Raw genomic sequence first — 23,321 nt, 5'->3', positions numbered from 1 at the left:
GGGTCACGGTCATGATGGCCGGCATTCTAACAGGAACGCGCGCGACCGCCTTGCACCATCGGCATTCGGCGACAATAGTGAAGGTTCCGCCGTTCACGACCAAGGAGGCGTCCATGCCTTTCCCCCAGCTGCGCCGTGCCCTCGGCACCGGCCTCTTGAGCGCCGCGCTCACCGCCCCGACCGCCGCCCTGGCCCAGTCGGCCATCCTCGAGGGCGAGCGCTTCCACCCCGAGGTGGGCGAACGGGGCATGGTGGCCACCAGCCACTTCCTGGCCTCGCAGGTCGCCCATGACGTGCTCGCCGACGGCGGCAACGCCGTGGATGCGGCGGTCACCCCCGGCTTCGCCCTGGCGGTGACTCAGCCGCGCTCGGGCAACATCGGCGGCGGCGGCTTCATGCTCATCTCCGACGAGGACAGCGGCGAGGTGATCGCCATCGACTATCGCGAGACCGCGCCGGCCGCCGCCACCGAGACCATGTTCCAGGACGAGGACGGCAACGCCGTCGCCGAGTGGTCGCGCTTCACCCACCGCGCCGCCGGGGTCCCCGGCACCGTGGCCGGCCTGGCGCTGGCCCTCGAGGAGTACGGCACCCTGAGCCTGGCCGAGGCGCTGGCACCGGCGATCCGCCTGGCCGAGGACGGCTTCGTGGTGCCCCAGCGGTTCGTCGACGGCGTGGCCGAAGCCGGCGAACGCCTGACGAAATGGGACGCCACCGAAGCGATGTTCTACAAGGAGGATGGCAGCCCCTACGCCGTGGGCGAGACCTTCCGCCAGCCGGACCTCGCCGCGACGCTCAAGCGCATCGCCGAGCAGGGGGCACGGGAGTTCTACGAGGGCGAGACCGCCGAGCTGATCGTCGCCGAGATGGAGCGCCACGACGGCCTGATCACCCGCGAGGACCTGGCCGGCTACCAGGCGGAGATCCGCGAACCCAGCCACGGCACCTACCGCGGCCACGACGTCTACGCCATGAGCCCGCCCTCCTCCGGCGGCGCCCACATCGTGCAGATGCTCAATATCCTCGAGGCCTACGACATCGACGAGCTGGGCTTCGGCGCCGCCGACACCATGCACCTGATGGCCGAGGCCATGAAACGCGCCTATGCCGACCGCGCCGAGTACCTGGGCGACACCGACTTCATCGACGTGCCGCTCGAGGGGCTGACCTCCGAAGGCTACGCCGACGAGCTGCGCGCAGAGATCGCCATCGACCGCGCCACACCCAGCGACGAGATCGCCGCCGGCGACCCGGCGCCCTATGAGTCCAACGAGACGACCCACTTCTCGATCGCCGACGACAACGGCCTGGCGGTCTCCAACACCTACACCATCAACTTCAGCTACGGTTCGGGCATCGTCGTGGACGGCGCGGGCTTCCTGCTCAACAACGAGATGGACGACTTCTCCGCCAAGCCCGGCGTGCCCAACGCCTACGGCCTGATCGGCGGCGAGGCCAACAAGATCGAGCCCGGCAAGCGCATGCTGTCGTCGATGACCCCGACCATCGTCAAGCGCGACGGCGAGAACTTCCTGGTCACCGGCAGCCCCGGCGGCTCGCGGATCATCACCACCACCCTGCAGGTGCTGATGAACGTCATCGACCACGACATGAACGTTCAGTCGGCGGTGAGCGCCCCGCGCCTGCACCACCAGTGGCTGCCCGACGAGCTGCGCGTCGAGGCCGGCTTCAGCCCCGACACCCTGTCGCTGCTCGAGGCCCGCGGCCACACCATCAGCCAGCAGTCCGCCATGGGCGCCGCCCAGTCGATCGTGATCGACGACGACCGCTTCTACGGCGGCGCCGATCCGCGCCGCTCCACCTCCTCGGCGATGGGGCTCTAGCCCGTCCCTCGGCCGTGCCACCGCTCGGCGGCACGGCCGTTCATCGACATGATGCGCCACGAGAAGAGTCGCTATACTCGGGCCTTTGCGACCGACAAGGAGACCGCCCATGACGACTCGACGCCTTCTCGGCCTCGGCCTGATGCTGCTGGCCACCAGCGGGCTCGCCGGCTGCGCCGGCCCCCATTATCTGACGCCGGATCCCAAGCGCAGCGTCCAGGTGCCGGCCGCCGGTCAGGGCCAGGAGGTCAGCGTGACCGCCCGGGACACTCGCCAGGAGGCGGTGATCGGCACCCGCTCCGGCAGTGCCGGCTCCACGGCGGTGGTGATCGTCGATCCGGGCGAGCTGACGCCCCGCCTGCAGGCCGAGGCCGAGCGCGCGGTGCGCGACATGGGCTTCCGGCCGGTCGGCGAGGCCGCACCGGGCCGGCCCGGCCTGACGCTGACCCTGAAGCGGCTCGAATACGGCCGCGGCGACGCCCCGCCGATGGTCGGCAGCGTGCGCCTGACGGCGGTGCTGGAGGCCAAGGCCCAGAACGACGGCACCACCTTCACCGGCAGCTACACCGCGCGCCGCACCCAGCAATACGCGGTGAAGCCGGATCGCGAGGCCAACCAGGCGATGATCGAGGAGCTGCTCTCCGATGCCCTGGACCGCGCCTTCCGCGATCCGGAGCTGGCGGGCCTGCTGGCGCGCTGATCACGCTTACGTCACCACGCCCCCGATGGAAACGCGGTCCCGCCGGCGCGACGCCGACGGGACCGCATCATGAACGGCGCGATCAGCCGCCCTGGGGACCGCGACGCGTCAGCGACCAGACACTCTCGCGAAAGCCGCTACCCGGTTCGGGCTCGCCCTCTTCCAGACGCACCACCTCGAAGTTGGGCGCGAACAGCTCGCGAATCTCGTCGGCGCCGACGCTGAAGGGCGGCCCACCCTCGTCGCCGGGGGCACGGGTCAGGCCGATCAAGAGCCCCTGGCTACCGGGCGGCAGCAGCTGGGCCAGGTGGAAGGCGTAGCGCTGGCGGGTCGCCTCGGGCAGCGCGATCAGTGCCGCCCGGTCATAGAAGGCCCCCAGCTCGGCGGCGGCCTCGATATGGAAGTGGAAGAAGTCGCCGCGCCACAGCTCCACGCTGCCCTGGCGGCTGATGTCGAAGCCGTCGCCCCGATAGCGGGAGACCTGCCCCTCACCCTCCGCCAGGAACTGCTCGATGGCCTCGTCGGCCAGCTCGATGCCCAGCACCGGATAGCCTTCGCCGGCCAGCCAGCGCATGTCGAGGCTCTTGCCACACAGCGGCACCAGCACCTTGGTACCGGGCGCCGTGCCCAGCGTCGGCCAGTGACGCACCAGGGCCGGATGGGCCTCGTGGCGATGGAAGCCGATGCGTCCCTCGCGCCATCGCGCGAGCCACTCGTTGTCCATGGCCGGCCTCAGAACCAGCGGTCGCGCTTGCGGCGACGACGCGGCAGGTGCGGCACGATCAGGCCCACCAGCAGCCCGGCACCGGCCACCCCGCCGCCGTACATGAAGTAGCGCATCAGCAGGTCTTCCTCCTGGGTATCGAGGCGCGCCTGCAGCTGGCGCACCCGGGCACCGGCGTCCTCGCTCTCCGAGGCCAGCGCCTGATTGCGCTGCTCGAGTTCGGCGATGCGCTGCTCGCGCACGTTGAGGGTCTCGGTGACCGAGGCCATGCGGCTCTCCCAGGTCTCGTTGATCCCGGAGAGCTCCTCGGACAGTTCTTCCACCCGCGCCTCCAGCTCGGGCAGCCGGACCTTGGCGCTGGGCTCGCCCTGCAGGTCGCTCGAGGGCACCCAGACCACGTCGCCGCTCTGGCTGCGCACGCGGCTGTAGTCGCCCTGGGTCTCGAGCAGCTCGACCGGGTCGCCGGCGGTCAGGGTACCGACGATGCGATAGCCGTCGGTGGGACCGCTGCGCACGAAGGTGGTGAGGTCGCCGGACACCCAGCGTTCATCGGCGTTCTGGGCGTCGTCCTGCTGGGCCTGCACCGGCAGGGCCAGGGCCCCGAGCAGTGCGCCCAGCGTCATCAGTGTCTTGTATCGTTGCATCGTCATGCGTCGTCCTGGCTGTCCAAGGCTCTGTGTCCGCCGCTCGCGGCGATGGCGGTCGTGACCGGACCATCCCTGCCCGGTCCGCCGAGATGAGAGTGCGTCTCCGGATCATCCACAGCATCTGTGGACAAGTGCCGGGAAAACCGCTGGAAACCCGCGGCCAGGCGGCATGGCTGCCGATACGGCAACATTTCGGTCATTTCCTGACCACCTCGCCGGCGCCTCCGAAGCCGCCAAGGGTACCACAGGCCCGCGCGCCGGGCGTTCCGGCACTCTGGCCCCGTCCCGACTGGGCGCGTATAATCTCCGCTCTCAATCGGACGGCCCTGCCGGCCGCCTCTCCTGCGAACGAATATCCACCGGTGCAACGTCGGGCCCAGGCGCCACGACCTATTCTTATGGCGAAGAAACTCTTCATCAAGACGCATGGCTGCCAGATGAACGAGTACGATTCCGCACGCATGGCGGATCTGCTCGGAGAATCCCACCAGCTGGAGCTCACCGACGACGAGCGCGATGCCGACGTCATCCTGCTCAACACCTGCTCGATCCGCGAGAAGGCCCAGGAGAAGGTCTTCCACCAGCTCGGCCGCTGGAAGAAGCTCAAGGATGCCAACCCGGATCTGGTCATCGGCGTGGGCGGCTGCGTCGCCAGTCAGGAAGGCGAGGCGCTGCGCAAGCGCGCCCCCCAGGTCGACATGGTCTTCGGCCCCCAGACACTGCACCGGGTGCCGTCGATGCTCGACGCCCGTCAGGACAACCAGATCTCGGTGGTCGACGTGACCTTCCCCGAGGTGGAGAAGTTCGACCACCTGCCCAAGCCGAACTCCGACGGCGCCACCGCCTTCGTCTCGGTGATGGAAGGCTGCTCCAAGTACTGCACCTTCTGCGTGGTGCCCTACACCCGCGGCGAGGAGGTCTCGCGGCCCTTCGAGGCGGTGATGGACGAGGTCATCCACCTGGCCGACCAGGGCGTGCGCGAGATCAACCTGCTGGGCCAGAACGTCAACGCCTACCGCGGCGAGAACCAGCTCGGCGAGGAGATCGACCTGGCCGAACTGATCGCCTGCGTGGCGGCGGTGGAAGGCATCGACCGCATCCGCTTCACCACCTCGCACCCGGTGGAGTTCTCCGACAGCCTGATCGAGGCCTACGGCGAGATCCCGGAGCTGGTCAGCCACCTGCACCTGCCGGTGCAGGCCGGCTCCGACCGCATCCTGGCGGCCATGAAGCGCGGCCACACCGTCGAGGAGTATGTGGACAAGATGGAGCGCATCCGTGCGCTGCGTCCGGACATCAGCTTCTCCTCGGACTTCATCATCGGCTTCCCCGGCGAGACCGAGGAAGACTTCGCGAACACCATGGACCTGATCGGTCGCATCGGCTTCGACGTGTCCTTCAGCTTCGTCTACTCGGCCCGTCCCGGCACCCCGGCGGCCGGCCTCGAGGACGACACGCCGGAAGCGGTCAAGAAGCAGCGCCTGGCGATCCTGCAGGAGCGCATCAACCAGCAGGCCATGCAGATCAGCCGCCGCATGGTGGGCACCACCCAGCGCGTGCTGGTCACCGGCTTCTCGCCGAAGGACCCGGGCCAGCTGTCCGGCCGCACCGAGAACAACCGGGTGGTCAACTTCCGCGCGCCGAACCCCACCGAGCTGATCGGCTACTTCGTCGACGTGGAGATCACCGAGGCGCTGCCCAACTCGCTGCGCGGTGATCTGGCCTCGCCGGAGCGTTTCTAAACGCCGGCACGACACGATGGGCTGATGCAAGGGCACAAGGGGCGCCGGGGACAGGCCGAAGAGGAGGTCCTACGCCATGGGTGAGAAGCACTGCTTCGAACGGGCTGGCCATGGATGGCCAGCACAGGTCCTGCAAGCAGAGCAGGACGCGAGAGCGAAGCAGGGCGTCGCTATCGCCCAGGGATGGGTTCACAGCGCCTCCTCGACGGCCTGTCGCCGGATCAGCCCCGCCCTGTTTCCGAGTCCCCTTCATTGCCCTTGTAGCTTCCGGGGCAGTAAGCTGACCCCGACATCCATCAACTCACGGACTTGCCCGTCTTGAGCCAGCCAGCAGCCTCCGCGGCCAACCGCGTCATCACCCTGAATCTCGAGCCCAACGATCCCCAGCGCTTGGCCAACCTCTGCGGCCAGCAGGACGAGCACCTCAAGCTGATCGAGGAACGCCTCGGCGTCACCCTGCGCAACCGGGGCAACGTCTTCCAGCTGGCCGGCCCCGGCCCCCGGGTCAAGGCCGCCTCCAACGTCGTCGAGCACCTCTATCGCGAGACCGAGGCCGGCGAGCTGACCCCGGACACCGTGCACCTGTTCCTGCAGGAATCCGGCCTCGAGGCCCTGGAGGAAGAAGAAGGCGGCAGCGGCGACGGCGAGGTGCTGCTGCGCACGCCCAAGGCGCTGATCAAGCCCCGCGGGCTCAACCAGCAGAGCTATGTCTCGAGCATCCGCGATCACGACATCAACTTCGGCATCGGCCCGGCCGGCACCGGCAAGACCTACCTGGCCGTCGCCGCCGCGGTGGAAGCGCTGAACCAGCAGCAGGTGCGTCGCATCCTGCTGGTGCGTCCGGCGGTCGAGGCCGGCGAGAAGCTCGGCTTCCTGCCCGGCGACCTGGCGCAGAAGATCGATCCCTACCTGCGCCCGCTCTACGACGCCCTGTACGAGATGATCGGCTTCGAGCAGGTCGCCAAGCTGATCGAGCGCCAGGTGATCGAGATCGCGCCGCTGGCCTACATGCGCGGGCGCACCCTGAACAACGCCTTCATCATCCTCGACGAGAGCCAGAACACCACCCGCGAGCAGATGAAGATGTTCCTGACCCGCATCGGCTTCGGCTCCACCGCGGTGATCACCGGCGACATCACCCAGGTCGACCTGCCCCGCGGCCAGGCCTCCGGACTGATTCAGGTGCTCGACGTGCTCAGCGGTACCCCGGGCATCGGCGTCACCCACTTCGCCGCCAAGGACGTGGTCCGCCACCCGCTGGTGCAGCGCATCATCGAGGCCTACGACCAGTTCGAGGCCGAGGAAGAAGCCCAGGCCCGCGCCAAGCGCGAGGCCCGCGAGCAGGAGCGCGAGGCCATCCGCCAGGAGCGCCTCGAGCGCCAGAACGGCCGCGAGGACGAGGAATGAGCCTGGCCGAGGTCGACCGCCAGCAGGCCATCGACGCCGATGGCCTGCCGAGCCAGACCGAGCTCGAGGCCTGGGTGGGCGCGGTGCTCGCCCGGCTGCCCGACGAGGAACGTCACGAGCTGACGGTGCGCTTCGTCGACGCCGAGGAGAGCCAGGCGCTCAACCGCGACTACCGCAGCAAGGACAAGCCCACCAACGTGCTGTCCTTCCCCTTCGAGTGTCCGCCGGGCGTGCCGCTGCCGCTGCTCGGCGATCTGGTGATCTGCCATCCGGTGGTGATCGACGAGGCCCGCGACCAGGACAAGGCGCTCGGCGATCACTACGCTCATATGGTGGTTCACGGCACCCTCCACCTGATGGGCTACGACCATATCGAGGACGACGAGGCCGAGGTCATGGAAGCGCTGGAGCGAGAGATTCTCGCCGGCCTCGGCATCGCCGACCCCTATCGGGCCTCCGGCCCGGCGCATCGCGATCCCGACCCCGATGACGAGAGAGCCGACGCATGAGCGAAGACCGATCGACCGGCCAGGGCCACAGGTCCTGGCTCGATAAGTTGTTCAGCGCGCTGTCCAGCGACAGCGACGAGCCCAGCTCGCGAGACGAGCTGCTGGAGTTCCTGCGCCAGGCGGCGTCCCGCCTCAAGCTCGAACAGGACGCCATGATGATCATCGAGGGCGCCCTGAACATCAGCGATCAACAGGTGCGCGAGGTGCTGATCCCGCGCTCCCAGATCACCGCCATCGGTCTCGACCAGCCGTTGGAGGAGTACCTGCCACTGATCCTCGAGACCGGCCACTCGCGCTATCCGGTCGTCGGCGAGAATCTCGACGAGGTGAAAGGCATCCTGCTGGTCAAGGACCTGCTGCCGCTGCTGCGCCAGGGCAACGATCATCCCTTCCGGCTCGAGGAGGTGCTGCGCCCGGCCATGTTCGTGCCGGAATCCAAGCGCCTGAACAGCCTGCTCAAGGAATTCCGCGACACCCACAACCACATGGCCCTGGTGGTGGACGAATACGGCGGCACCGCCGGCATCATCACCATCGAGGACATCCTCGAGGAGATCGTCGGCGACATCGAGGACGAGCACGACACCGACGAGGAAGAGGACATCCGCGCCCTCGGCGAGTCGCGCTACGCGATCCGCGCCCTGACCCCCATCGAGGACTTCAACGAGCGCTTCGGCACGCGCTTCTCCGACGAGGAGTTCGACACCCTCGGCGGCCTGGTGATGCAGCGCTTCGGCCACCTGCCCGGCCGCGGCGAGCACACCGAGATCGGCGGCTGGCGCTTCACCGTGCTCAACGCCGACAATCGCCGCATCCGCCTGCTGGAAGCCGAACCGGCATCGGAGTCCGCCGAGGACTGATCCGCTCACCGATATTCCCCGGCCATTTTCCGTCGGCTTTTTCACCAAGGACGGTGCCATGACGCCCCCTCGCCTTCATCGGTTCCTCGGGCCCCTGGCGGCGATCGCCGCCGGCGTGCTCACGACGCTCTCCGCCGCCCCGTTTCAGCTTTGGTGGCTGGCCCCGGTGGCCGCCGGCCTGCTCTATGCCGGGCTGCCATCGCTCACCGCCCGCCAGGCCGCCTGGCGCGGCTGGTGCTACGGGCTCGGCCTGTTCGGCGCCGGCGCGTCCTGGGTCTATGTCTCGATCCACGACTACGGCTATACCGGCGTGCCCCTGGCGCTGGCGCTGACCGCGCTGTTCGTCGCCGCCCTGTCGCTGTTCTTCGCCGTCACCCTCGGCCTCTACCGGCGCCTGTGCGGGCCGCGACTGTCGGTGCTGACCTTCGCCGGCGCCTGGGTGCTGGGCGAGGCGCTGCGCACCTGGCTGTTCACGGGCTTCCCCTGGCTGCTGCTGGGCAGCGGCCAGGTGGATTCGCCGCTGGCACCCTGGGCGCCGGTCGGCGGCGTCTATTGGCTGTCGCTGATCGTGGCCCTCAGCGGGGCGCTCGGCGTGTCGCTGCTGCGCCGGCGCTGGTGGGCCGCCCTGCCGCTGGCGGCGCTGTGGCTGGTGCCACTGGCGCTGCCCACCCAGTGGACGACGCCCGCCGGCGAGCCGCTGCGCGTCGCCCTGCTGCAGGGCAACCTGCCCCAGCTGATCAAGTGGACGCCGGAGGGCCAGCGCCAGGCCGCCAACACCTATCTGTCGCTGACCGCCGAGCTGGACGAGGCCCCGGATCTGGTGATCTGGCCCGAGGCGGCGCTGCCGATGTTCGCCGACCAGGCCCGGCCGATCCTCGAGCGCGCCCAGACCCTGCTGCCGCCCCAGAGCACCCTGCTCACCGGCATCCTGACCCGCGAGGACAACCGCTACTACAACGGCGTGCTCGACGTCGCCGACGGCGAGACCTACCTCAAGCGCCACCTGGTGCCGTTCGGCGAGTACCTGCCGCTGGAGCCGCTGCTGCGCGGCGCCATCGCCTTCTTCGACCTGCCGATGCCGGCCATGACCCCGGGGCCGGCCCACCAGGCGCCGCTGGACGCCGCCGGCACCCGCATCGGCAACGCCATCTGCTACGAGATCATCTACGCCGACCTGGTGGCCCGCCAGGCACGTCGCTCGAACGTGATCCTCACGGTCTCCAACGACACCTGGTTCGGCGCCTCCATCGGCCCGCTGCAGCACCTGCAGATGGCCCGGCTGCGGGCGCTGGAGAACGGTCGTCCGGTGATCCGCGCCACCAGCAACGGCGTCACCGCGCTGATCGATGACCGGGGCCGGGTCATCAACCGTGCGCCGCAGTTCGAGGTCGCGACCCTGACCGGCGAGGTCACGCCGATGCAGGGCCTCACGCCCTTCTCGCGCCTCGGCAGCTGGCCGGTGTGGCTGCTCGGAGCGCTGCTGGTGCTGCCCGGCCTCAGGCGTCGCAAGGCGTAAGCTCGACGCCACCACGAAGCCCAGAACGACGACACCCCGCTGCCAGGCAGCGGGGTGTCGTCGTTTCGAGCGTCAGAAGGCGGCGGCGTCAGGCCTGGGGCTCGCCCAGCACCTCGGGGATGGTCATGCGCACGAAGCGCCCGGGCGCCGGCTCGAGGATGTCCAGCTCGCCGTCGCCCGGCTGTCGCGCCGGCACCATCTTCTCGGCGTCGGCGTAGCCGTTGTCGGTCATCCAGGCCTGCCAGTTCGGCCACCACGAGCCCTCGTGGGCCTCGGCCCCTTCCAGCCACTCCTCCGGGGTCGGCGGCAGCGCGTCGTTGGTCCAGAAGCCGTACTTGTTCTTGTGCGGCGGATTGACGATACCGGCGATATGGCCGGACCCGCCCAGCACGAACTTCACCGGCCCCTTGGGCAGCAGCGCCCCGTAGTAGGTGCTGTTCCACTTGGCGATGTGATCGTCGCGGGTGGAGACGAAGTAGCTCGGCACCGAGATCTTGCGCAGGTCGATCTTCACCCCATCGAGCTCGATGCCGCCGGGCTCGACCAGGCGGTTCTCGGCATAGAGATGGCGCAGATACCAGCCGTGGGTGGCCGCCGGCAGGTTGGTGCCGTCGGTGTTCCAGTACAGCAGGTCGAAGGGTGCCGGGATATCGCCCTTGAGGTAGTTGTTGATGTAGAAGGACCAGAACAGGTCGTTCTCGCGCAGCAGGTTGAAGGAGTAGGCCATGATGCGCCCGTCCAGGTAGCCGTCCTGCTCGAGCTTGGCCTCGATGCCGCTGAGCACCGGCTCGCCGAGGAAGACGCCGATCTCGCCGGGATCGCGGAAGTCCCACAGGCTGGTCATGTAGGTCGCCGACTTGACCTTGCGCCCACGCCGGGTGCTGGTCAGGTAGGCCACGGTGGAACCGGCCAGGGTGCCGCCGACGCAGTAGCTCAGCAGGTTGACCGACTTCTCGCCGGTGGCCTGCTCGATCGCCTCCATGGCGCTGATCGGGCCCAGCTGCATGTAGTCGGCCCAGGTCAGGTCACCCTGCTCGGGGCCGGGATTGCGCCACGAGATCAGGAACACGGTGTGGCCCTGGTCCACCAGCCACTTGACCAGCGAGTTGTCCTGGCGCAGGTCGAGGATGTAGTACTTGTTGATCCAGGGCGGCACGATCAAAAGCGGCGTCTTGAACGTCTGCTCGGTGGTCGGCGCGTACTGGATCAGCTGGATCAGCTCGTTCTCGTACACCACCGAGCCCGGCGTGACGGCGATGTTCTCGCCCACGGTGAAGGCGCTGCGGTCGGTCATGGTGACATTCAGCCCCTCGGCGGAGGCCAGCAGGTCCTGGCGCAGCCGGGCCAGCCCCTCGACCAGATTCTCGCCGCGGGTCTCGATGGTGCGGCGCATGACCTCGGGATTGGTGGAGACGAAGTTGGTCGGCGCCATGGCGTTGACCAGCTGGCGCGCGTAGAAGGCCAGGTTGCGCTTCTGCTCGGCGGACAGCCCGTCGAGGCGCTCGATCAGCTCCTCGACCCAGCGCGAGAACAGCAGGTACTGCTGCATGATGACGAGATAGTGCGGGTCGCTGGTCCAGGCCTCGTCCTGGAAGCGGCGATCGCCCCTGGCCGGGGTGATCAGCGGTTCCACGGACTCGCCGGCCAAGGCGCGCATGCCGTTCTGCCACAGCTGGAACTGGTCCTGCACCAGGCGCGCCTGGGTCTCCCACAGCAGGGTCGGATCCTGCATCAGCGATTCCGCCCCGGCCTGGAAGGCCTCGCGCATGTGGGCATAGACGGACTGGGCCGCGTCGTCCGGCACCATTCGCGGAATCAGGTCCTCCAGGAGGGCCTTGTACTCCTCGCCGATCGCCTGGATCTGGGTATGCCAGGCCTCCAGTTCGGCCTGCGAGAATGCTTCACTCCCTGGCTGCATTGACACCTCCTGTCGCGCTGCCATAAACGCACGACCACCGCCCCTCGCACCACGGGGCGGTGGCCATCACATAGCGGGTCGAACGATCAGCTGGCGCTACCGCCGCTGCCGCGCTTGCGCGTGGCCTGGCTCGTGGACTTGGCCGGCGCCGGCTTCTCGGCGGCGGGCTTCTCCGCCGCGGCAGGCTTCTCGGTTGCCGTGGGCTTGGCGGCCGCCGCGGCAGGCTTGGCCGCCTCGGCGGCCTGGCCGGCCTGCTCGGCAAAGGCCTGTCCGGATTCGGTGTAGAGCTGCTCGAGCTCGGCCTTGAACTTGAGGCTCATCTCGCCGAGCGTGCGGGCATCCTCCAGCATCTGCTGGGAGAGCGCGTTCATCATCTCGGCCTGGCGGGTGCCGAAGTCGCGCAGACTTTCGGCATCGTTGATCTCGGTGGCATCGCGCAGGCGCTCGGTCCCCATCTGGCTGTAGCGCTTGAGGGACTCCATCTGGTACTCGCTGACGCGCTCCATGTTCTGAAGCATCAGCGAGTTCAGCTTGCGCATGGGCTCGAAGAACTGGCGGGTCTGTTCGTTGAAGGCATCGAACGTCTTGTCCTGCATGGTCGCTCCTCCCGAGGGAATGCTGACGAAAGCCGTGCTGCACTGCACAAAGACTAGTCTTGCATGCCTGCCGTTGCAAGCGCATGACAGGCGTCAAGTTCCGCAGGAAAAACGCGCGAGCCGCGCGCGGCATCAGCCCTCGCGCTTGCTCCGGGAGCGGGCGCTGGCGGCCGAGGCTCCGCCGCCCGAGCCACCCTCGGCACCACCGCTCGGGTCACCCCCGGCGCCGCCGCCCTGCTCCCCGCCACGGTTTCCCGCGGCGGCCTTGCTGAGCATGTCGAGCATCATCTGCTGGTAGTTGCCGAAGCTGGCCAGTCCCTGGGACAGCCCCTGCTGGAAGCCGGGCTGCTGGAACATCGACTGCTGCAGGAAGGGCTGCATCAGGCTCATGGGGTCGTAGCCCTCGACGCCGGATTCCATCTGCTTCTGGATGCGCGCCAGCAGCTCCTGCTGGAAGGCCTCCACGTCGGGCAGGCCCAGGGCGCGGCGAAACTCGTCCGGGGTCAGGTCGAACTCGACGTTGATCTTCATATGACCGCCTTGTCGAAGATGGGTGGCTGTGCCGATCAGTGTAGCAGTCGTAGCCTCAGGACAGCCGCGGCGTGCTCACGCTGACGTCGGCGTTCTGGCCGCGATGGCGCAGCAGATGATCCAGCAGGGTCAGGGCCATCATGGCCTCGGCGATCGGCGTGGCGCGAATGCCCACGCAGGGATCGTGGCGCCCCTTGGTGACCACCTCCACCGGATTGCCGTCCAGATCGATGGACTGCCCCGGCGTGGTGATGCTGGAGGTCGGCTTGAGCGCCAGATGCGCGACGATCGCCTGGCCGCTGGAGATGCCGCCCAGCACACCGCCGGCATGGTTGGAGAGAAAGCCCTCCGGGGTCATCTCGTCGCGATGCTCGCTGCCGCGACTTGCCACCGCGGCGAAGCCGTCGCCGATCTCCACGCCCTTGACCGCGTTGATGCTCATCAGCCCGTGGGCCAGCTCGGCGTCCAGCCGGTCGAACACCGGCTCGCCGAGCCCCGGCGGCACGCCTTCGGCGACCACCGAGACCTTGGCCCCCACCGAGTCCTGATCGCGACGCAGCTGGTCCATGTAGGCCTCGAGCTCAGGCACCCGGTCCGGATCGGGGCAGAAGAAGGGGTTCTGCTCGACGGCCTCCCACTGCTTGAAGTCGATGGCGATGGGGCCGAGCTGGCTCATGTAGCCGCGGATGGTGATGCCCTGGCTCGCCAGGTACTTCTTGGCGATGGCCCCGGCCGCCACGCGCATGGCGGTCTCGCGGGCGCTGGAGCGTCCGCCGCCGCGATAGTCGCGGATACCGTACTTGTGCTGGTAGGTATAGTCGGCGTGGGCCGGGCGGAACTGGTTCTTGATCTTCGAGTAGTCCTTGGAGCGCTGGTCGGTGTTCTCGATCACAAGGCCGATCGAGGTGCCGGTGGTCACGCCCTCGAAGACGCCGGACAGGATGCGCACCCGGTCCGGCTCCTGACGCTGGGTGGTATGGCGCGACGAGCCGGGACGCCGACGGTCGAGGTCGCGCTGCAGGTCCTCCTCGGTCAGCGGCAGGCCCGGCGGGCAGCCGTCGACGATGGCGCCGAGCGCCGGGCCGTGGCTCTCGCCGAAGGTGGTGACGGTGAACAACTTGCCGAAGGTATTGCCGGACATGGGCGTGCCTCTTGACTGCTCAGCTGAAGGACGCCGCATGGGCGTCGAGTTCCGCGGCGGTGAGGGCAAACACGCCCTGGCCGCCGCGCTCGAATTCCAGCCACAGGAAGGGCACCTCGGGGAAGGCGGCCTCCAGGTGGCGATCGGAGTTGCCGACCTCGACGATCAGCACGCCGTCGTCGGTCAGATGGTCGCGGGCCTCGCGCAGGATGCGCCGCACGATGTCCAGGCCGTCGTCGCCGGCGCCCAGCGCCAGGCCCGGCTCGTGGCCGAACTCGGCGGGCATGGTGGCCAGGTCGCGCGCGTCCACGTAGGGCGGGTTGGAGACGATCAGGTCGTAGCGCTCGCCCTGGAGGCCGGCGAACAGGTCCGACTCGACGGCCCGCACCCGGTCGGCGACCTCATGGCGGGCGATGTTCTGCCGCGCCACCGCCAGCGCCTCGGGGCTGATGTCGGCCAGGTCGACCTCGCAGGTCGCCAGGTACAGGGCGGTGGCCAGGCCGATGCAGCCCGAGCCGGTGCACAGGTCGAGCACCCGCGCCGGCGGCTCCATCGGGAACCAGGCGCCGAAGCCGTGCTCGATCAGCTCGGCGATCGGCGAGCGCGGAATCAGCACCCGCTCGTCGACGCTGAACGGCAGGCCGGCGAAGAAGGCCTCGCCGAGCAGGTAAGGCAGCGGGCGACGGCTGGTGATGCGCTCGCGCACCAGGGCCACGATGCGCGCACGCTCCATGGGCAGCAGGCGGGCATCCTGCACCCCGGGATCGATGTCCCACGGCAGGTGCAGGGCGCCGAGCGTCAGCGCCACGGCCTCGTCCCAGGCGGAGCCGGTGCCGTGCCCGTAGTGCAGGCCGGCCAGGTGAAACTCGCTGGCGGTCCAGCGCAGGCAGTCCCTGAGCGTGATCAGCCCCTCGGCGAGGGCCTCATCGGAGAGCGTCAGGGTCGAAGCGGACGAGGAAGCGGAAGGTTCGGCCACGAGACATCCTGTGGTTGACGGTTGGAAAGCGGCAAGGCCCGTGATTGTAACCGCGGCGGCGGTTCACAGCCACGTCAGGGCCGGTATACTCGAGTCTCTCGCGACGCGCCCGCCGAGGCCGACGCGTCGTCATCGCCTCGTTTCCCCTGCCACCGCCAGAGAGCCTCGAGAGAGCCCCATGAGCCGACGCCGCCACCGCCCCGACGACGACGAGATCAGCGCCTTCCGCCAGGCCCTGAGCGACGCCGGCGTGCGTCCGCTCGCGAGCAACCGTGCCGACCCGGGGCGCCCCCGGCGCGCCGACGAGGCCGCCCGGGCGCGGCGCGAGGCGGCCACCTCGGCCAGCGAGGACGCCGCCAGCGGTCGCACCTCCGACGGCCGGGTGGAGGCGGTGCGCCCCTCGGAGTATCTGGATTTCTTCCTGCCGGACATGCCCTATCGCGACCGCCAGCAGCTCAAGCGCGGCCAGCTCGCCTGGGAGGCGGGGCTCGACCTGCACGGCTACACCCTGGAGGAAGCGCGCGCCGAGCTGGAGACCTTCCTCGCCGATGCCGCCGCCAACCGCGCCCGCTGCGTGCTGGTGGTGCATGGCAAGGCCTGGACCGGCCAGGCCGATTACCCGGTGATCAAGAGCCACGTCAACGCCTGGCTGCGCGAGTGGCCCAGCGTGCTGGCCTTCTGCTCGGCCACCGAGGCCGACGGCGGCACCGGCGCGGTCTACGTGATGCTGAGGCGCCAGCGCGACGGCCGCTGAGGCGCTATTCCTCCTCGCCGCGGTCGTCCGCGGACAGCGGCCGCGCCTCCACCATCTCCGGCCCGGAGACCCGGCCGAGCCCCTGCTCGCGGCGGTCGAGCGCCTCCCGGGCCAGATGCCGCCCCAGCGCGATCAGCGCCTCGGCACGATGGAATTCGTAGGCCCCGCACACGGTCTTCGGCACCTCAATCAGCACGTCCGGCGGATAGCCCGCCACCTTGTACTTGGCCAGCGCCGCCTGGGCGATGTCGAAGGACGCCAGGATCATGTCCAGCCGCCCCCAGGCGCGGCGCCCCGGCTCGGGCTCCACGGCATCGGCGGGCTCGCCCTCGCCGCCGTTGCCGAACAGACGCCGGGTGGCACCGCGCACGCCCTCCATCCAGCCGCCGAAGTCGACCGCGCCCTTGTCCCGCGCCACCTCGCGGGCCTGCTCCTCGGCCGCCTCCTCCGGCGGCAGCAGCGCCTCCAGGGTGACCGGCTGGGAGCTCTGGGCGGTGACGTTGACCGCCATTACCAGATCGGCGTGGGTGGACACGGTCGGCATGATCGGCAGCGGATTAAGCAGCCCGCCGTCGACCAGCACCTGGTCGCCGCGATGGACCGGGGTGATCACGCCGGGCACGGCGATGGAGGCGCGGATCGCCTCGAGCAGCGGGCCGTCCTGGAACCACACCTCGCGCTGACGGATCAGGTCGGTGGCCACGGTGGTCACCGGAATCGACAGGTCCTCCAGGCGGATATCGCCGATCAGCTCGTCGAGCTTGCTCATCACCTTGCTGGCCTTCATGGCCCCCATCGGGCTCCAGGAGACGTCCACCAGCCGCAGCACGTCGAAGTAGTCGAGCCGACACACCCATTCCTTGTAGCGATCGAGCTGCCCGGCCGCGTAGACGCCGGCGACCAGCGCGCCCATGGAGCACCCCGACAGCGCCACCACCTCGTAGCCGCGCGCCTCCAGCTCCTCGATCACGCCAATATGGGCATAGCCCCGGGCGCCGCCGCTGCCCAGCGTCAACGAGACCCGCCGACCCTCGCTTTGCCGTCTCGCGTTCATCGCTCGCCCCCCGTCACGCCTGGCCGGCCACGATCGCCTCGACCACCGCCGCCACCCGGTCCGGTTCCAGGTGCAGGTGATGCCCGCCCGGCAGCACGCGCCGCTGCAGGTCGCCCACCGCGGCGCGGGCCCGCTGCGCCCGTTCCCGCTCGCCGAGGATCCCCGCCTCCCCCTCCACGCAGAGCACCGGGCAGCGGATCGCCGCCAGCATGGCCGTCGCCTGCTCGGGCGTGAAGCGCACCGGCGACGCCCGCAGCAGGCGCGGGTCGGTGCGCAGACGCAGATGGCCATCGCCCTCCCCGGCCAGGTTGCGCCTCACCAGCGGGCGGGCGGTCTCGGCGTCGATCGGGGTGACGCCGCCGGCCACCCGGGCCGCCACGGCACTCTCTTCATCAGGATAGCGCGGCGCCCGCGACACCGGCCGCCGATGGGCCCGCAGCCCCTTGCGCAGCTGCATCGGCGCCTCATCGGCCTCGGTGGTCAGCACGCCGAGCCCGTCGATCAGGCGCAGCACCGCGACGCGCTCCGGCATGGCCGCGGCCAGCAGGCAGGCCACGCCGGCGCCCATGGAGTGGCCGAGCAGCGTGGTCCGCTCGAGGCCCAGGGCCTCCATGACATCGAGCACGTCGTGGCAGTAGTCCCAGAGCGCCACGTCGGCCGCGCCCGGCGGCGGCGACGAATGGCCGTGGCCGGCGAAGTCCAGCGCCACCAGGCGAATGCCCAGGCGCTCGACCAGCGGCGGGGCGAGCCGCGAGAAGCTGGCGGCGTTGTCGAGCCAGCCGTGCAGCGCCAGCCAGGTCGGCGCCGATGCGTCTCCCCAGGCCAGGGCGGCGAGGCGGCCGTCGGCCAGCCGCAGCGCTTCCGGCGCCGTCATGGCGAGGTCTCCAGCATCTCGTCGATCATCGTGATCAGGGCACGCCGGGTGGCGTCGGGATGCTCCATGGGGAACATGTGGCCGCCCGGCACCTCGGCCAGACGCACGTTGCGACGCTTCAGCCGCCGACAGCGGTGCGGCGTCAGCAGGTCGGACTCGCCGCCGGCCAGCACGCCCACCGGCACCCGCAGCAGATCGGGCAGCTCGTCCAGGTGGTCGGGCAGATGACGGAACACCGCCACCTCGATATCGGGGTCGAACAGCAGCACCACGCGGCCGTCGTCCAGGGTGCGGGTGCCGCCCTCCACGTAGTCGTCGAGGGCCTGGTCGGTGAAGTGCCGGAACAGCCGCCGACGGCGCAGATAGTCGCGCATCGCCTGGGGGCTCGACCAGCTGTCGCGGCGGCCGACAGTGCGGCCCGCCGGCGTGAAGCGGTCGGTCAGCCCCAGGCGCTTGACCGCCTTCATCGCCAGGGCATCGAAGCCCAGCATCAGCGGCGGGTCGAGCATCACCACGCAGCGGAAGCGCTCCGGCGCCTGCTCCGCGGCCATGGCCATCAGCACGCCGCCCATGGAGTGGCCGACGCCGATCACCGGCTCGTCGAATGCGGCGAGATGCTCGAGCAACTCGTCACGCAGCGCCAGCCAGTTGTGGCCGACCGGGAAGTCGGGATGGTGGCCGAGCCGGTCCAGGGGGTGGAGGTCGAAGCGCTCGGCCAGCGGCGCCAGCAGGCTGCGGTAGCTCTGGCCCGGGAAGCCGTTGGCGTGGGCGAAGACCAGCGGAAAAGGGGCATCGGGGGCGTGTCGGCGCATGGCATCATCCGTGTCGAGGCGCGGGGCGCGAGTGGCGATGGCAGGCTAACGAGAATACCATGGTCCGCCAAGTCGTCTTTCGGCCACCCCCTCCAACGGAGTCCCGCGTGAATCCCCACAAGCCGCCCCGCGATACCCGCCTGCGCAACCGCCTGTTCTTCGCCACCGTGATCGCCGCCATCGCCGTCGGCCTGTGGCTGGCGCGCTGAGGCGAGCCAGCCTCACACGCCCCTCCCCATATCTCGTCAGCTGTCGCGATAGCGGGCGTACATGTCGCGCGAGCGCTCCAGATGCTGCTGCATGGCCGCCCTGGCCGCCGGGCCGTCGCGCTCGAGGATGGCTTCCAGGATGCGCACGTGCTCCTCGTTCACCCGCTCGAGATAGCGCGCCGTGCCGCGCGGATCGATGTCGGCGCTGAGCAGCTTGGCCCGGGGGATCATGCTGTCGCTCAGCGGCTCGTAGAGGCGGTCGAAGCAGTCGTTGTGGGTCGCCTTGATGATCGCGTGATGGAAGGCGAAGTCCTCGCGGCGCGCCTGTGAATGCGCCGCCTGGGCGGCGACGAATTCGGCGTGGCGCCCCTCCAGCCGCCGACGATCCTCGTCGTCGTGGCGCAGGGCGGCCAGCTCGGCGGCCCGCGGCTCCAGCGTCAGGCGCAGCTCCAGCACCTGGAGGATATCCTCCACGGTACGCGGGCTGACATGCACCGCCGGGCGCGCCTCGGCCGCCTCGTTGCGCAGCACCGTGGTGCCGACGCCGCGCCGGGTCTCGACCAGCCCCAGCGACTTGAGATGCGTGATCGCCTCGCGAATCACCGTCCGGCTGACCCCGAAGGCGTCGCACAGCTCACTCTCGGTGGGCAGCTTGCTGCCCACCGGCGCCTCGCCGGAGACGATGCGACGTTCGAGCTGTTCCACGACCGCCTGGGACAGGCTGCCCGCTCGATTGACGCGCTGAACCTCCCAAGATCTCGTCATTGCTGCATCCTTTGTCATCGATCCTCAGGTACGTTGCCAGGCCGGGTTGCCACGGCGGCGAACGGCCGTGCCATTGATAATACATCATACCAAAATCCCCCTGCGCATCGCTCCCTGCTCAGCCCTCGGCGGCCTCTCGCAGTCGTGTCAGCTCTCGATACAGAGACGCCGAGATCGTCACGCCATGCTCCCGGCTACGCCGACGGGCCTCGTGACGACGCTGGGACGGAAGCCGGGCGCCCTGCGCCAGCACACCCTCGAACAGCGCCTCGGCATGCTGCAGCTGGCGCTCCATGTCGTCACCGAGCAGCCGGCGCGGATCGATCGCCACAATCAGCTCCCCGTGCCAGGGCCGCCCTGCCCCGTCATCGTCGGCCGGCCGCGTCTCGTGCCCCAGCAGATCGCCGATCAGCGGCCCGGCCAGCAGCTCGACCATGATCGACAGCGCCGATCCCTTGTGCCCCCCGAACGTCAGCATCGCCCCCTGAAGCGCACGGGCCGGATCGGTGGTGGCGCGTCCATCCGGATCGACCGCCCAGTCATCGGGGATCGCCGTCCCGGACCGGCGGCAGAGCTCGATCTCGCCACGCGCGACCCGGCTGGTGGCGAAGTCGAAGGTAAAGGGCGCCTTGCCCGGGCGCGGCCACGAGAAGGCGATGGGATTGGTGCCGAGCAGCGGTTGCTGCCCGCCCGCCGGCGCGACGAAGGCGTGGCTGGGGGTCATCGCCAGCGCCACCAGCCCCTCCTCCGCCAGGGACTCCACCTCGGGCCACAGCGCCGAGAAGTGAAAGGCGTTGTTGAGCGCCAGAAGTGCCACGCCGTGCGTGCGGGCCTTGTCGATGAGGACCGGACGGGCATGCTCGAAGGCCAGCAGTGAACAGCCCCTTCCGGCGTCGACGCGCACAACGCCGGACGAGGCCTCCGTGACTTCGGGCGTCGCATCGGGACTCACGCCGCCGCGACGCAGCGTCTCGACGCAGCCGATCAGGCGATAGACCCCGTGGGAGTGACACTCGTCGCGCTGTGCCGCCACCACGCTGCGGGTGATGGCAGCGGCATGCGCCTCGTCGAATCCGTGCCGGATCAGCAGCTCGAGGCTCAGCGTTTCCAGGGCGTCCAGCGACAGGGTGATGGTCTCGTCCATGAAAGGTTTCCCCCTCTTTCATTGTCGACTCGTTATCGGCTCGTTCGCGGCGCCCGGGCCTGATGCCCGAGCGCCGGCGGCTTTCCCGTGATAGCGCGAGCGCTCCTCAGGCCTCGCGTTTTCCGTCGACCAGGCGGCTGACGCCGGCCGGGTTGCCGTCGCGCAGGGCCTCGGGCAGCAGGCCCTGGGGCAGGTTCTGGTAGCACACCGGACGCAGGAAGCGATGGATCGCCGCGCTGCCCACCGAGGTGGTACGCGCGTCGGAGGTGGCCGGATAGGGCCCGCCGTGGACCATGGCGTGGCACACCTCGACGCCGGTCGGCCAGCCGTTGGCCATCACCCGGCCGGCGCGACGCTCCAGCGTCGGCAGCAGCTTGCGGGCCGCGTCCAGGTCGGCGTCGTCCATCTGCAGGGTGGCGGTGAGCTGGCCTTCCAGGGACTCGGCCACGCGCGTCACTTCGTCCAGGTCGGCGCACTCGACCACCAGCGAGGTGGCGCCGAAGACCTCGGCCTGCAGCGCCTCGTCGCTCATGAAGTCCTCGGCGGCGGCCACGAACAGCCCGGTCTGGCAGGCGTTGGGGCCGTCGCCGGCGGCGCCGCGGGCGACCTCGCGGGCCTTGCTGCTGGCGACCAGGCCGTCGACGCCCTGCACGTAGGCGTCATGGATGCCCGGCGTGAGCATGGTCTGGGCCGCGGAGCCCTTCACCGCCTCGGCGGCGGACGCCACGAAGGCGTCGAGCGCCTCGCCCTTCACGGCGATCACCAGGCCGGGGTTGGTGCAGAACTGGCCGGCGCCCATGTTCAGCGAGCCGATAAAGGCCTCGCCGAGTGCCTTGCCGCGCGCCTCGAGCGCTTCCGGCAGCAGGAATACCGGGTTGATCGAGCTCATCTCGGCGTAGACCGGGATCGGTTCGGGGCGCGACTGCGCCGCCTGCATCAGCGCGGTGCCACCCGAGCGAGAGCCGGTGAAGCCCACCGCCTTGATGCGCGGGTCGCGCACCAGCGCCTGGCCGAGCTCGCGGCCGGAGCCGTAGAGCAGCGAGAACACGCCCTCGGGTAGCTCGCAGCGGGCCACGGCGCGCTGCACGGCGCGGCCGACCAGCTCGGAGGTGCCGGGGTGGGCGGCGTGGGCCTTGACCACCACCGGGCAGCCGGCGGCCAAGCTTGAGGCGGTGTCGCCGCCGGCCACGGAGAACGCCAGCGGGAAGTTGGAGGCGCCGAACACGGCCACCGGGCCCAGGGCGATGTGGCGCTGGCGCAGGTCGACCCGCGGCATCGGCGCACGCTCCGGCAGGGCCGGATCGAGGCGCACGTCGAGCCACTCGCCGGCGCGGACGACCTTGGCGAACAGGCGCAGCTGGCCGCAGGTGCGGCCGCGCTCGCCCTCGAGGCGCGCCCGGGGCAGGCCGGACTCGGCCATGGCGCGAGTGATCAGGTCATCGCCGATGGCCTCGATCTCGTCGGCCACGGTCTCGAGGAACGCGGCGCGCTTTTCCAAGCCGGTCTCGCGGTAGGCGTCGAAGGCGGCCCAGGCCAGCGCGCAGGCCCGTTCCACCTCGGCCCGGCCGCCGGCGGGATAGCCCGGGGACAGGGTCTCGCCGGTGGCGGGATCGACGGCGTGGATCGCGGTGCCGTCGCTGGTCACGGCCTGCTGGCCGATCAGTTGCTTGCCTTCCAGGGTCATGTTGCCTCCTGTCATGGGGCGCCGGCTCGCGGCGCCGTTCAACTCGGGTGAAGCGATGGCGCCGCATCGCTCAGTCATCGGGATGGCCGAGGGCCACGAACTTGCCGCCCTGATAGACCACCGCGGGGTCGTCCGGATCGATCTCGCCGGCTTCGGCCTCGACCTCCGCGCGCCAGGGCTCGGAGCTGTCGCGGGGCGTCCAGCCAAGGAACGCCGCCTGGCTGTTGTCCCACCAGCGCTCGGCGTTGGCGGAGACGCCGTAGACCACCGTGTAGGCCAGCTTCGGCGCGGCGAAGGCACGCTCGAGCAGGGCCACGAAGTCCTCGACGCTCAGCCAGGTCGCCAGCATCCGGGTGTCTGCCGGCCTGGGAAAACAGGAGCCGATGCGCACGCTCAGCGTCTCGACGCCGAACTTGTCGTGGTAGAGGCTGGCCAGGTCCTCGCCGAAGCACTTCGAGACGCCGTAGAGGGAGTCGGGACGATGCGGCACCCGACCGTCGATGCGCGTGGTGCGCGGGTAGAAGCCGATGGTGTGGTTGGAGCTGGCGAACACGATGCGCGGCTTGCCCAGATTGCGCGCCGCCTCATAGAGGTTGTAGGCGCCGATGATGTTCGACTGGAGGATGCCCTCCCAGGGTTTCTCCACCGATACGCCGCCCAGGTGAATCACGCCGTCGCAGTCCGCCACCAGCGCATTGACCGCCGAGGCATCTGCCAGGTCGCAGGGCACGAGTTCCTCGTGCTCGGCCGCCTCACCCAGGTCGGCGACGTCCGACAGCCGCACCTTGTGGGCCAGGCGCGATAGATGGGGACGAATGGCCTTGCCCAGGCCGCCGGCGGCGCCGGTGACCAGAATTCGATTCAGCATCAGGTTGTCTCCTTCGCGTTCGCGTCGCTCCTGTCCCCGAAGGGCG

The 23,321-nt window shown here is 69.8% G+C and carries 22 protein-coding genes; 8 read left to right on the top strand and 14 right to left on the bottom strand.

Going from position 1 to position 23,321, the window contains the following annotated elements:
* Nucleotides 1–113: 113 nt before the first annotated feature.
* The gene (gene ggt / locus ACGTNF_RS12185) at nt 114–1,844 is read left to right on the top strand and encodes a gamma-glutamyltransferase (protein ID WP_394601932.1); all 1,731 of its coding nucleotides are present in this window, start codon (nt 114–116) and stop codon (nt 1,842–1,844) included.
* A 109-nt stretch (nt 1,845–1,953) separates the two neighbouring features.
* A complete protein-coding gene (locus ACGTNF_RS12180) occupies nt 1,954–2,544 on the top strand; it encodes a YajG family lipoprotein (protein WP_394601931.1) in 591 nt (196 codons plus the stop codon).
* An 82-nt stretch (nt 2,545–2,626) separates the two neighbouring features.
* On the opposite strand, the gene ACGTNF_RS12175 is transcribed toward ACGTNF_RS12180, so the two are convergent.
* Nucleotides 2,627–3,268, bottom strand: a complete 642-nt coding sequence (locus ACGTNF_RS12175) for a class I SAM-dependent methyltransferase (protein WP_394601930.1) — start codon at nt 3,266–3,268, stop codon at nt 2,627–2,629.
* An 8-nt stretch (nt 3,269–3,276) separates the two neighbouring features.
* Entirely contained in the window at nt 3,277–3,918 is a 642-nt protein-coding gene (locus ACGTNF_RS12170; protein ID WP_394601929.1) for a TIGR04211 family SH3 domain-containing protein, read from the bottom strand.
* A 395-nt stretch (nt 3,919–4,313) separates the two neighbouring features.
* On the opposite strand from ACGTNF_RS12170, the gene miaB reads away from it, so the two are divergent.
* The 5 genes from miaB (at nt 4,314) to lnt (ending at nt 9,949) form a co-directional block, all read left to right on the top strand.
* Nucleotides 4,314–5,657, top strand: a complete 1,344-nt coding sequence (gene miaB, locus ACGTNF_RS12165) for a tRNA (N6-isopentenyl adenosine(37)-C2)-methylthiotransferase MiaB (RefSeq protein WP_046078961.1) — start codon at nt 4,314–4,316, stop codon at nt 5,655–5,657.
* A 318-nt stretch (nt 5,658–5,975) separates the two neighbouring features.
* Nucleotides 5,976–7,064: a PhoH family protein gene (locus ACGTNF_RS12160; protein ID WP_016853790.1), complete on the top strand. Its 1,089-nt coding sequence runs from the start codon at nt 5,976–5,978 to the stop codon at nt 7,062–7,064.
* Nucleotides 7,061–7,573, top strand: a complete 513-nt coding sequence (ybeY, locus tag ACGTNF_RS12155) for an rRNA maturation RNase YbeY (RefSeq protein WP_394601928.1) — start codon at nt 7,061–7,063, stop codon at nt 7,571–7,573. The genes ACGTNF_RS12160 and ybeY overlap by 4 nt, the downstream gene beginning before the upstream one ends.
* Nucleotides 7,570–8,433 carry a CorC family transporter gene (locus tag ACGTNF_RS12150; RefSeq protein WP_394601927.1) on the top strand — a complete coding sequence of 288 codons (864 nt, stop codon included), beginning with the start codon at nt 7,570–7,572 and terminating at the stop codon, nt 8,431–8,433. Before ybeY ends, ACGTNF_RS12150 begins: the two co-directional genes overlap by 4 nt.
* Nucleotides 8,434–8,491: 58 nt before the next feature.
* Nucleotides 8,492–9,949 carry an apolipoprotein N-acyltransferase gene (gene lnt / locus ACGTNF_RS12145; protein ID WP_394601926.1) on the top strand — a complete coding sequence of 486 codons (1,458 nt, stop codon included), beginning with the start codon at nt 8,492–8,494 and terminating at the stop codon, nt 9,947–9,949.
* Nucleotides 9,950–10,037: 88 nt separating this feature from the next.
* On the opposite strand, the gene phaC is transcribed toward lnt, so the two are convergent.
* From phaC to prmB, 5 genes are all read right to left on the bottom strand, one after another.
* On the bottom strand, nt 10,038–11,867 hold the full coding sequence (gene phaC / locus ACGTNF_RS12140; protein WP_394601925.1) for a class I poly(R)-hydroxyalkanoic acid synthase: 1,830 nt from the start codon (nt 11,865–11,867) through the stop codon (nt 10,038–10,040).
* 86 nt (nt 11,868–11,953) lie between these two features.
* A complete protein-coding gene (locus tag ACGTNF_RS12135) occupies nt 11,954–12,463 on the bottom strand; it encodes a phasin family protein (protein WP_394601924.1) in 510 nt (169 codons plus the stop codon).
* Between the two features lie 132 nt (nt 12,464–12,595).
* A complete protein-coding gene (locus ACGTNF_RS12130) occupies nt 12,596–12,994 on the bottom strand; it encodes a DUF6489 family protein (protein WP_394601923.1) in 399 nt (132 codons plus the stop codon).
* A 55-nt stretch (nt 12,995–13,049) separates the two neighbouring features.
* On the bottom strand, nt 13,050–14,135 hold the full coding sequence (gene aroC / locus ACGTNF_RS12125) for a chorismate synthase (RefSeq protein WP_394601922.1): 1,086 nt from the start codon (nt 14,133–14,135) through the stop codon (nt 13,050–13,052).
* A gap of 19 nt (nt 14,136–14,154) precedes the next feature.
* On the bottom strand, nt 14,155–15,111 hold the full coding sequence (prmB, locus tag ACGTNF_RS12120; protein ID WP_394601921.1) for a 50S ribosomal protein L3 N(5)-glutamine methyltransferase: 957 nt from the start codon (nt 15,109–15,111) through the stop codon (nt 14,155–14,157).
* A 178-nt stretch (nt 15,112–15,289) separates the two neighbouring features.
* Between prmB and ACGTNF_RS12115 the strand changes: the two genes are divergently transcribed.
* Nucleotides 15,290–15,865: a Smr/MutS family protein gene (locus ACGTNF_RS12115; protein WP_016853781.1), complete on the top strand. Its 576-nt coding sequence runs from the start codon at nt 15,290–15,292 to the stop codon at nt 15,863–15,865.
* A gap of 4 nt (nt 15,866–15,869) precedes the next feature.
* On the opposite strand, the gene ACGTNF_RS12110 is transcribed toward ACGTNF_RS12115, so the two are convergent.
* The 7 genes from ACGTNF_RS12110 to ACGTNF_RS12080 all read right to left on the bottom strand — a co-directional run bounded on the left by ACGTNF_RS12110 (nt 15,870) and on the right by ACGTNF_RS12080 (nt 23,275).
* Entirely contained in the window at nt 15,870–16,919 is a 1,050-nt protein-coding gene (locus tag ACGTNF_RS12110) for a patatin-like phospholipase family protein (protein ID WP_394601920.1), read from the bottom strand.
* A gap of 13 nt (nt 16,920–16,932) precedes the next feature.
* Nucleotides 16,933–17,793, bottom strand: coding sequence for an alpha/beta fold hydrolase (locus ACGTNF_RS12105; protein ID WP_394601919.1), 861 nt, complete (start codon nt 17,791–17,793; stop codon nt 16,933–16,935).
* Nucleotides 17,790–18,605, bottom strand: a complete 816-nt coding sequence (locus ACGTNF_RS12100) for an alpha/beta fold hydrolase (protein WP_394601918.1) — start codon at nt 18,603–18,605, stop codon at nt 17,790–17,792. The genes ACGTNF_RS12105 and ACGTNF_RS12100 overlap by 4 nt, the downstream gene beginning before the upstream one ends.
* Nucleotides 18,606–18,850: 245 nt before the next feature.
* A complete protein-coding gene (locus tag ACGTNF_RS12095; protein WP_394601917.1) occupies nt 18,851–19,579 on the bottom strand; it encodes a FadR/GntR family transcriptional regulator in 729 nt (242 codons plus the stop codon).
* Nucleotides 19,580–19,697: 118 nt separating this feature from the next.
* The gene (locus tag ACGTNF_RS12090; protein ID WP_394601916.1) at nt 19,698–20,723 is read right to left on the bottom strand and encodes an Ldh family oxidoreductase; all 1,026 of its coding nucleotides are present in this window, start codon (nt 20,721–20,723) and stop codon (nt 19,698–19,700) included.
* A gap of 106 nt (nt 20,724–20,829) precedes the next feature.
* The gene (locus tag ACGTNF_RS12085; RefSeq protein ID WP_394601915.1) at nt 20,830–22,407 is read right to left on the bottom strand and encodes an aldehyde dehydrogenase (NADP(+)); all 1,578 of its coding nucleotides are present in this window, start codon (nt 22,405–22,407) and stop codon (nt 20,830–20,832) included.
* Between the two features lie 70 nt (nt 22,408–22,477).
* Complete coding sequence (locus tag ACGTNF_RS12080) at nt 22,478–23,275, bottom strand: NAD-dependent epimerase/dehydratase family protein (protein WP_394601914.1); 798 nt, start codon at nt 23,273–23,275, stop codon at nt 22,478–22,480.
* Between the last annotated feature and the right edge of the window lie 46 nt (nt 23,276–23,321).

Origin of the sequence: Halomonas sp. B23F22_10, assembly GCF_043496975.1 — a bacterium.
In the GTDB taxonomy this organism is placed as follows: Bacteria; Pseudomonadota; Gammaproteobacteria; order Pseudomonadales; family Halomonadaceae; genus Halomonas; species Halomonas smyrnensis.
This window is presented reverse-complemented; position numbering and strand designations above follow the sequence as displayed.

Coding starts and splice junctions, on each gene's coding strand:
- ACGTNF_RS12135 (WP_394601924.1), bottom strand. CDS start 12,463: ATGCAGGACAAGACGTTCGATGCCTTCAACGAACAGACCCGCCAGTTC.
- ACGTNF_RS12180 (WP_394601931.1), top strand. CDS start 1,954: ATGACGACTCGACGCCTTCTCGGCCTCGGCCTGATGCTGCTGGCCACC.
- ACGTNF_RS12175 (WP_394601930.1), bottom strand. CDS start 3,268: ATGGACAACGAGTGGCTCGCGCGATGGCGCGAGGGACGCATCGGCTTC.
- ybeY (WP_394601928.1), top strand. CDS start 7,061: ATGAGCCTGGCCGAGGTCGACCGCCAGCAGGCCATCGACGCCGATGGC.
- ACGTNF_RS12110 (WP_394601920.1), bottom strand. CDS start 16,919: ATGAACGCGAGACGGCAAAGCGAGGGTCGGCGGGTCTCGTTGACGCTG.
- ACGTNF_RS12170 (WP_394601929.1), bottom strand. CDS start 3,918: ATGACGATGCAACGATACAAGACACTGATGACGCTGGGCGCACTGCTC.
- miaB (WP_046078961.1), top strand. CDS start 4,314: ATGGCGAAGAAACTCTTCATCAAGACGCATGGCTGCCAGATGAACGAG.
- ACGTNF_RS12095 (WP_394601917.1), bottom strand. CDS start 19,579: ATGACGAGATCTTGGGAGGTTCAGCGCGTCAATCGAGCGGGCAGCCTG.
- phaC (WP_394601925.1), bottom strand. CDS start 11,867: ATGCAGCCAGGGAGTGAAGCATTCTCGCAGGCCGAACTGGAGGCCTGG.
- ACGTNF_RS12130 (WP_394601923.1), bottom strand. CDS start 12,994: ATGAAGATCAACGTCGAGTTCGACCTGACCCCGGACGAGTTTCGCCGC.
- ACGTNF_RS12150 (WP_394601927.1), top strand. CDS start 7,570: ATGAGCGAAGACCGATCGACCGGCCAGGGCCACAGGTCCTGGCTCGAT.
- ACGTNF_RS12080 (WP_394601914.1), bottom strand. CDS start 23,275: ATGCTGAATCGAATTCTGGTCACCGGCGCCGCCGGCGGCCTGGGCAAG.
- ACGTNF_RS12105 (WP_394601919.1), bottom strand. CDS start 17,793: ATGACGGCGCCGGAAGCGCTGCGGCTGGCCGACGGCCGCCTCGCCGCC.
- aroC (WP_394601922.1), bottom strand. CDS start 14,135: ATGTCCGGCAATACCTTCGGCAAGTTGTTCACCGTCACCACCTTCGGC.
- ACGTNF_RS12100 (WP_394601918.1), bottom strand. CDS start 18,605: ATGCGCCGACACGCCCCCGATGCCCCTTTTCCGCTGGTCTTCGCCCAC.
- ACGTNF_RS12085 (WP_394601915.1), bottom strand. CDS start 22,407: ATGACCCTGGAAGGCAAGCAACTGATCGGCCAGCAGGCCGTGACCAGC.
- ACGTNF_RS12115 (WP_016853781.1), top strand. CDS start 15,290: ATGAGCCGACGCCGCCACCGCCCCGACGACGACGAGATCAGCGCCTTC.
- lnt (WP_394601926.1), top strand. CDS start 8,492: ATGACGCCCCCTCGCCTTCATCGGTTCCTCGGGCCCCTGGCGGCGATC.
- ggt (WP_394601932.1), top strand. CDS start 114: ATGCCTTTCCCCCAGCTGCGCCGTGCCCTCGGCACCGGCCTCTTGAGC.
- ACGTNF_RS12090 (WP_394601916.1), bottom strand. CDS start 20,723: ATGGACGAGACCATCACCCTGTCGCTGGACGCCCTGGAAACGCTGAGC.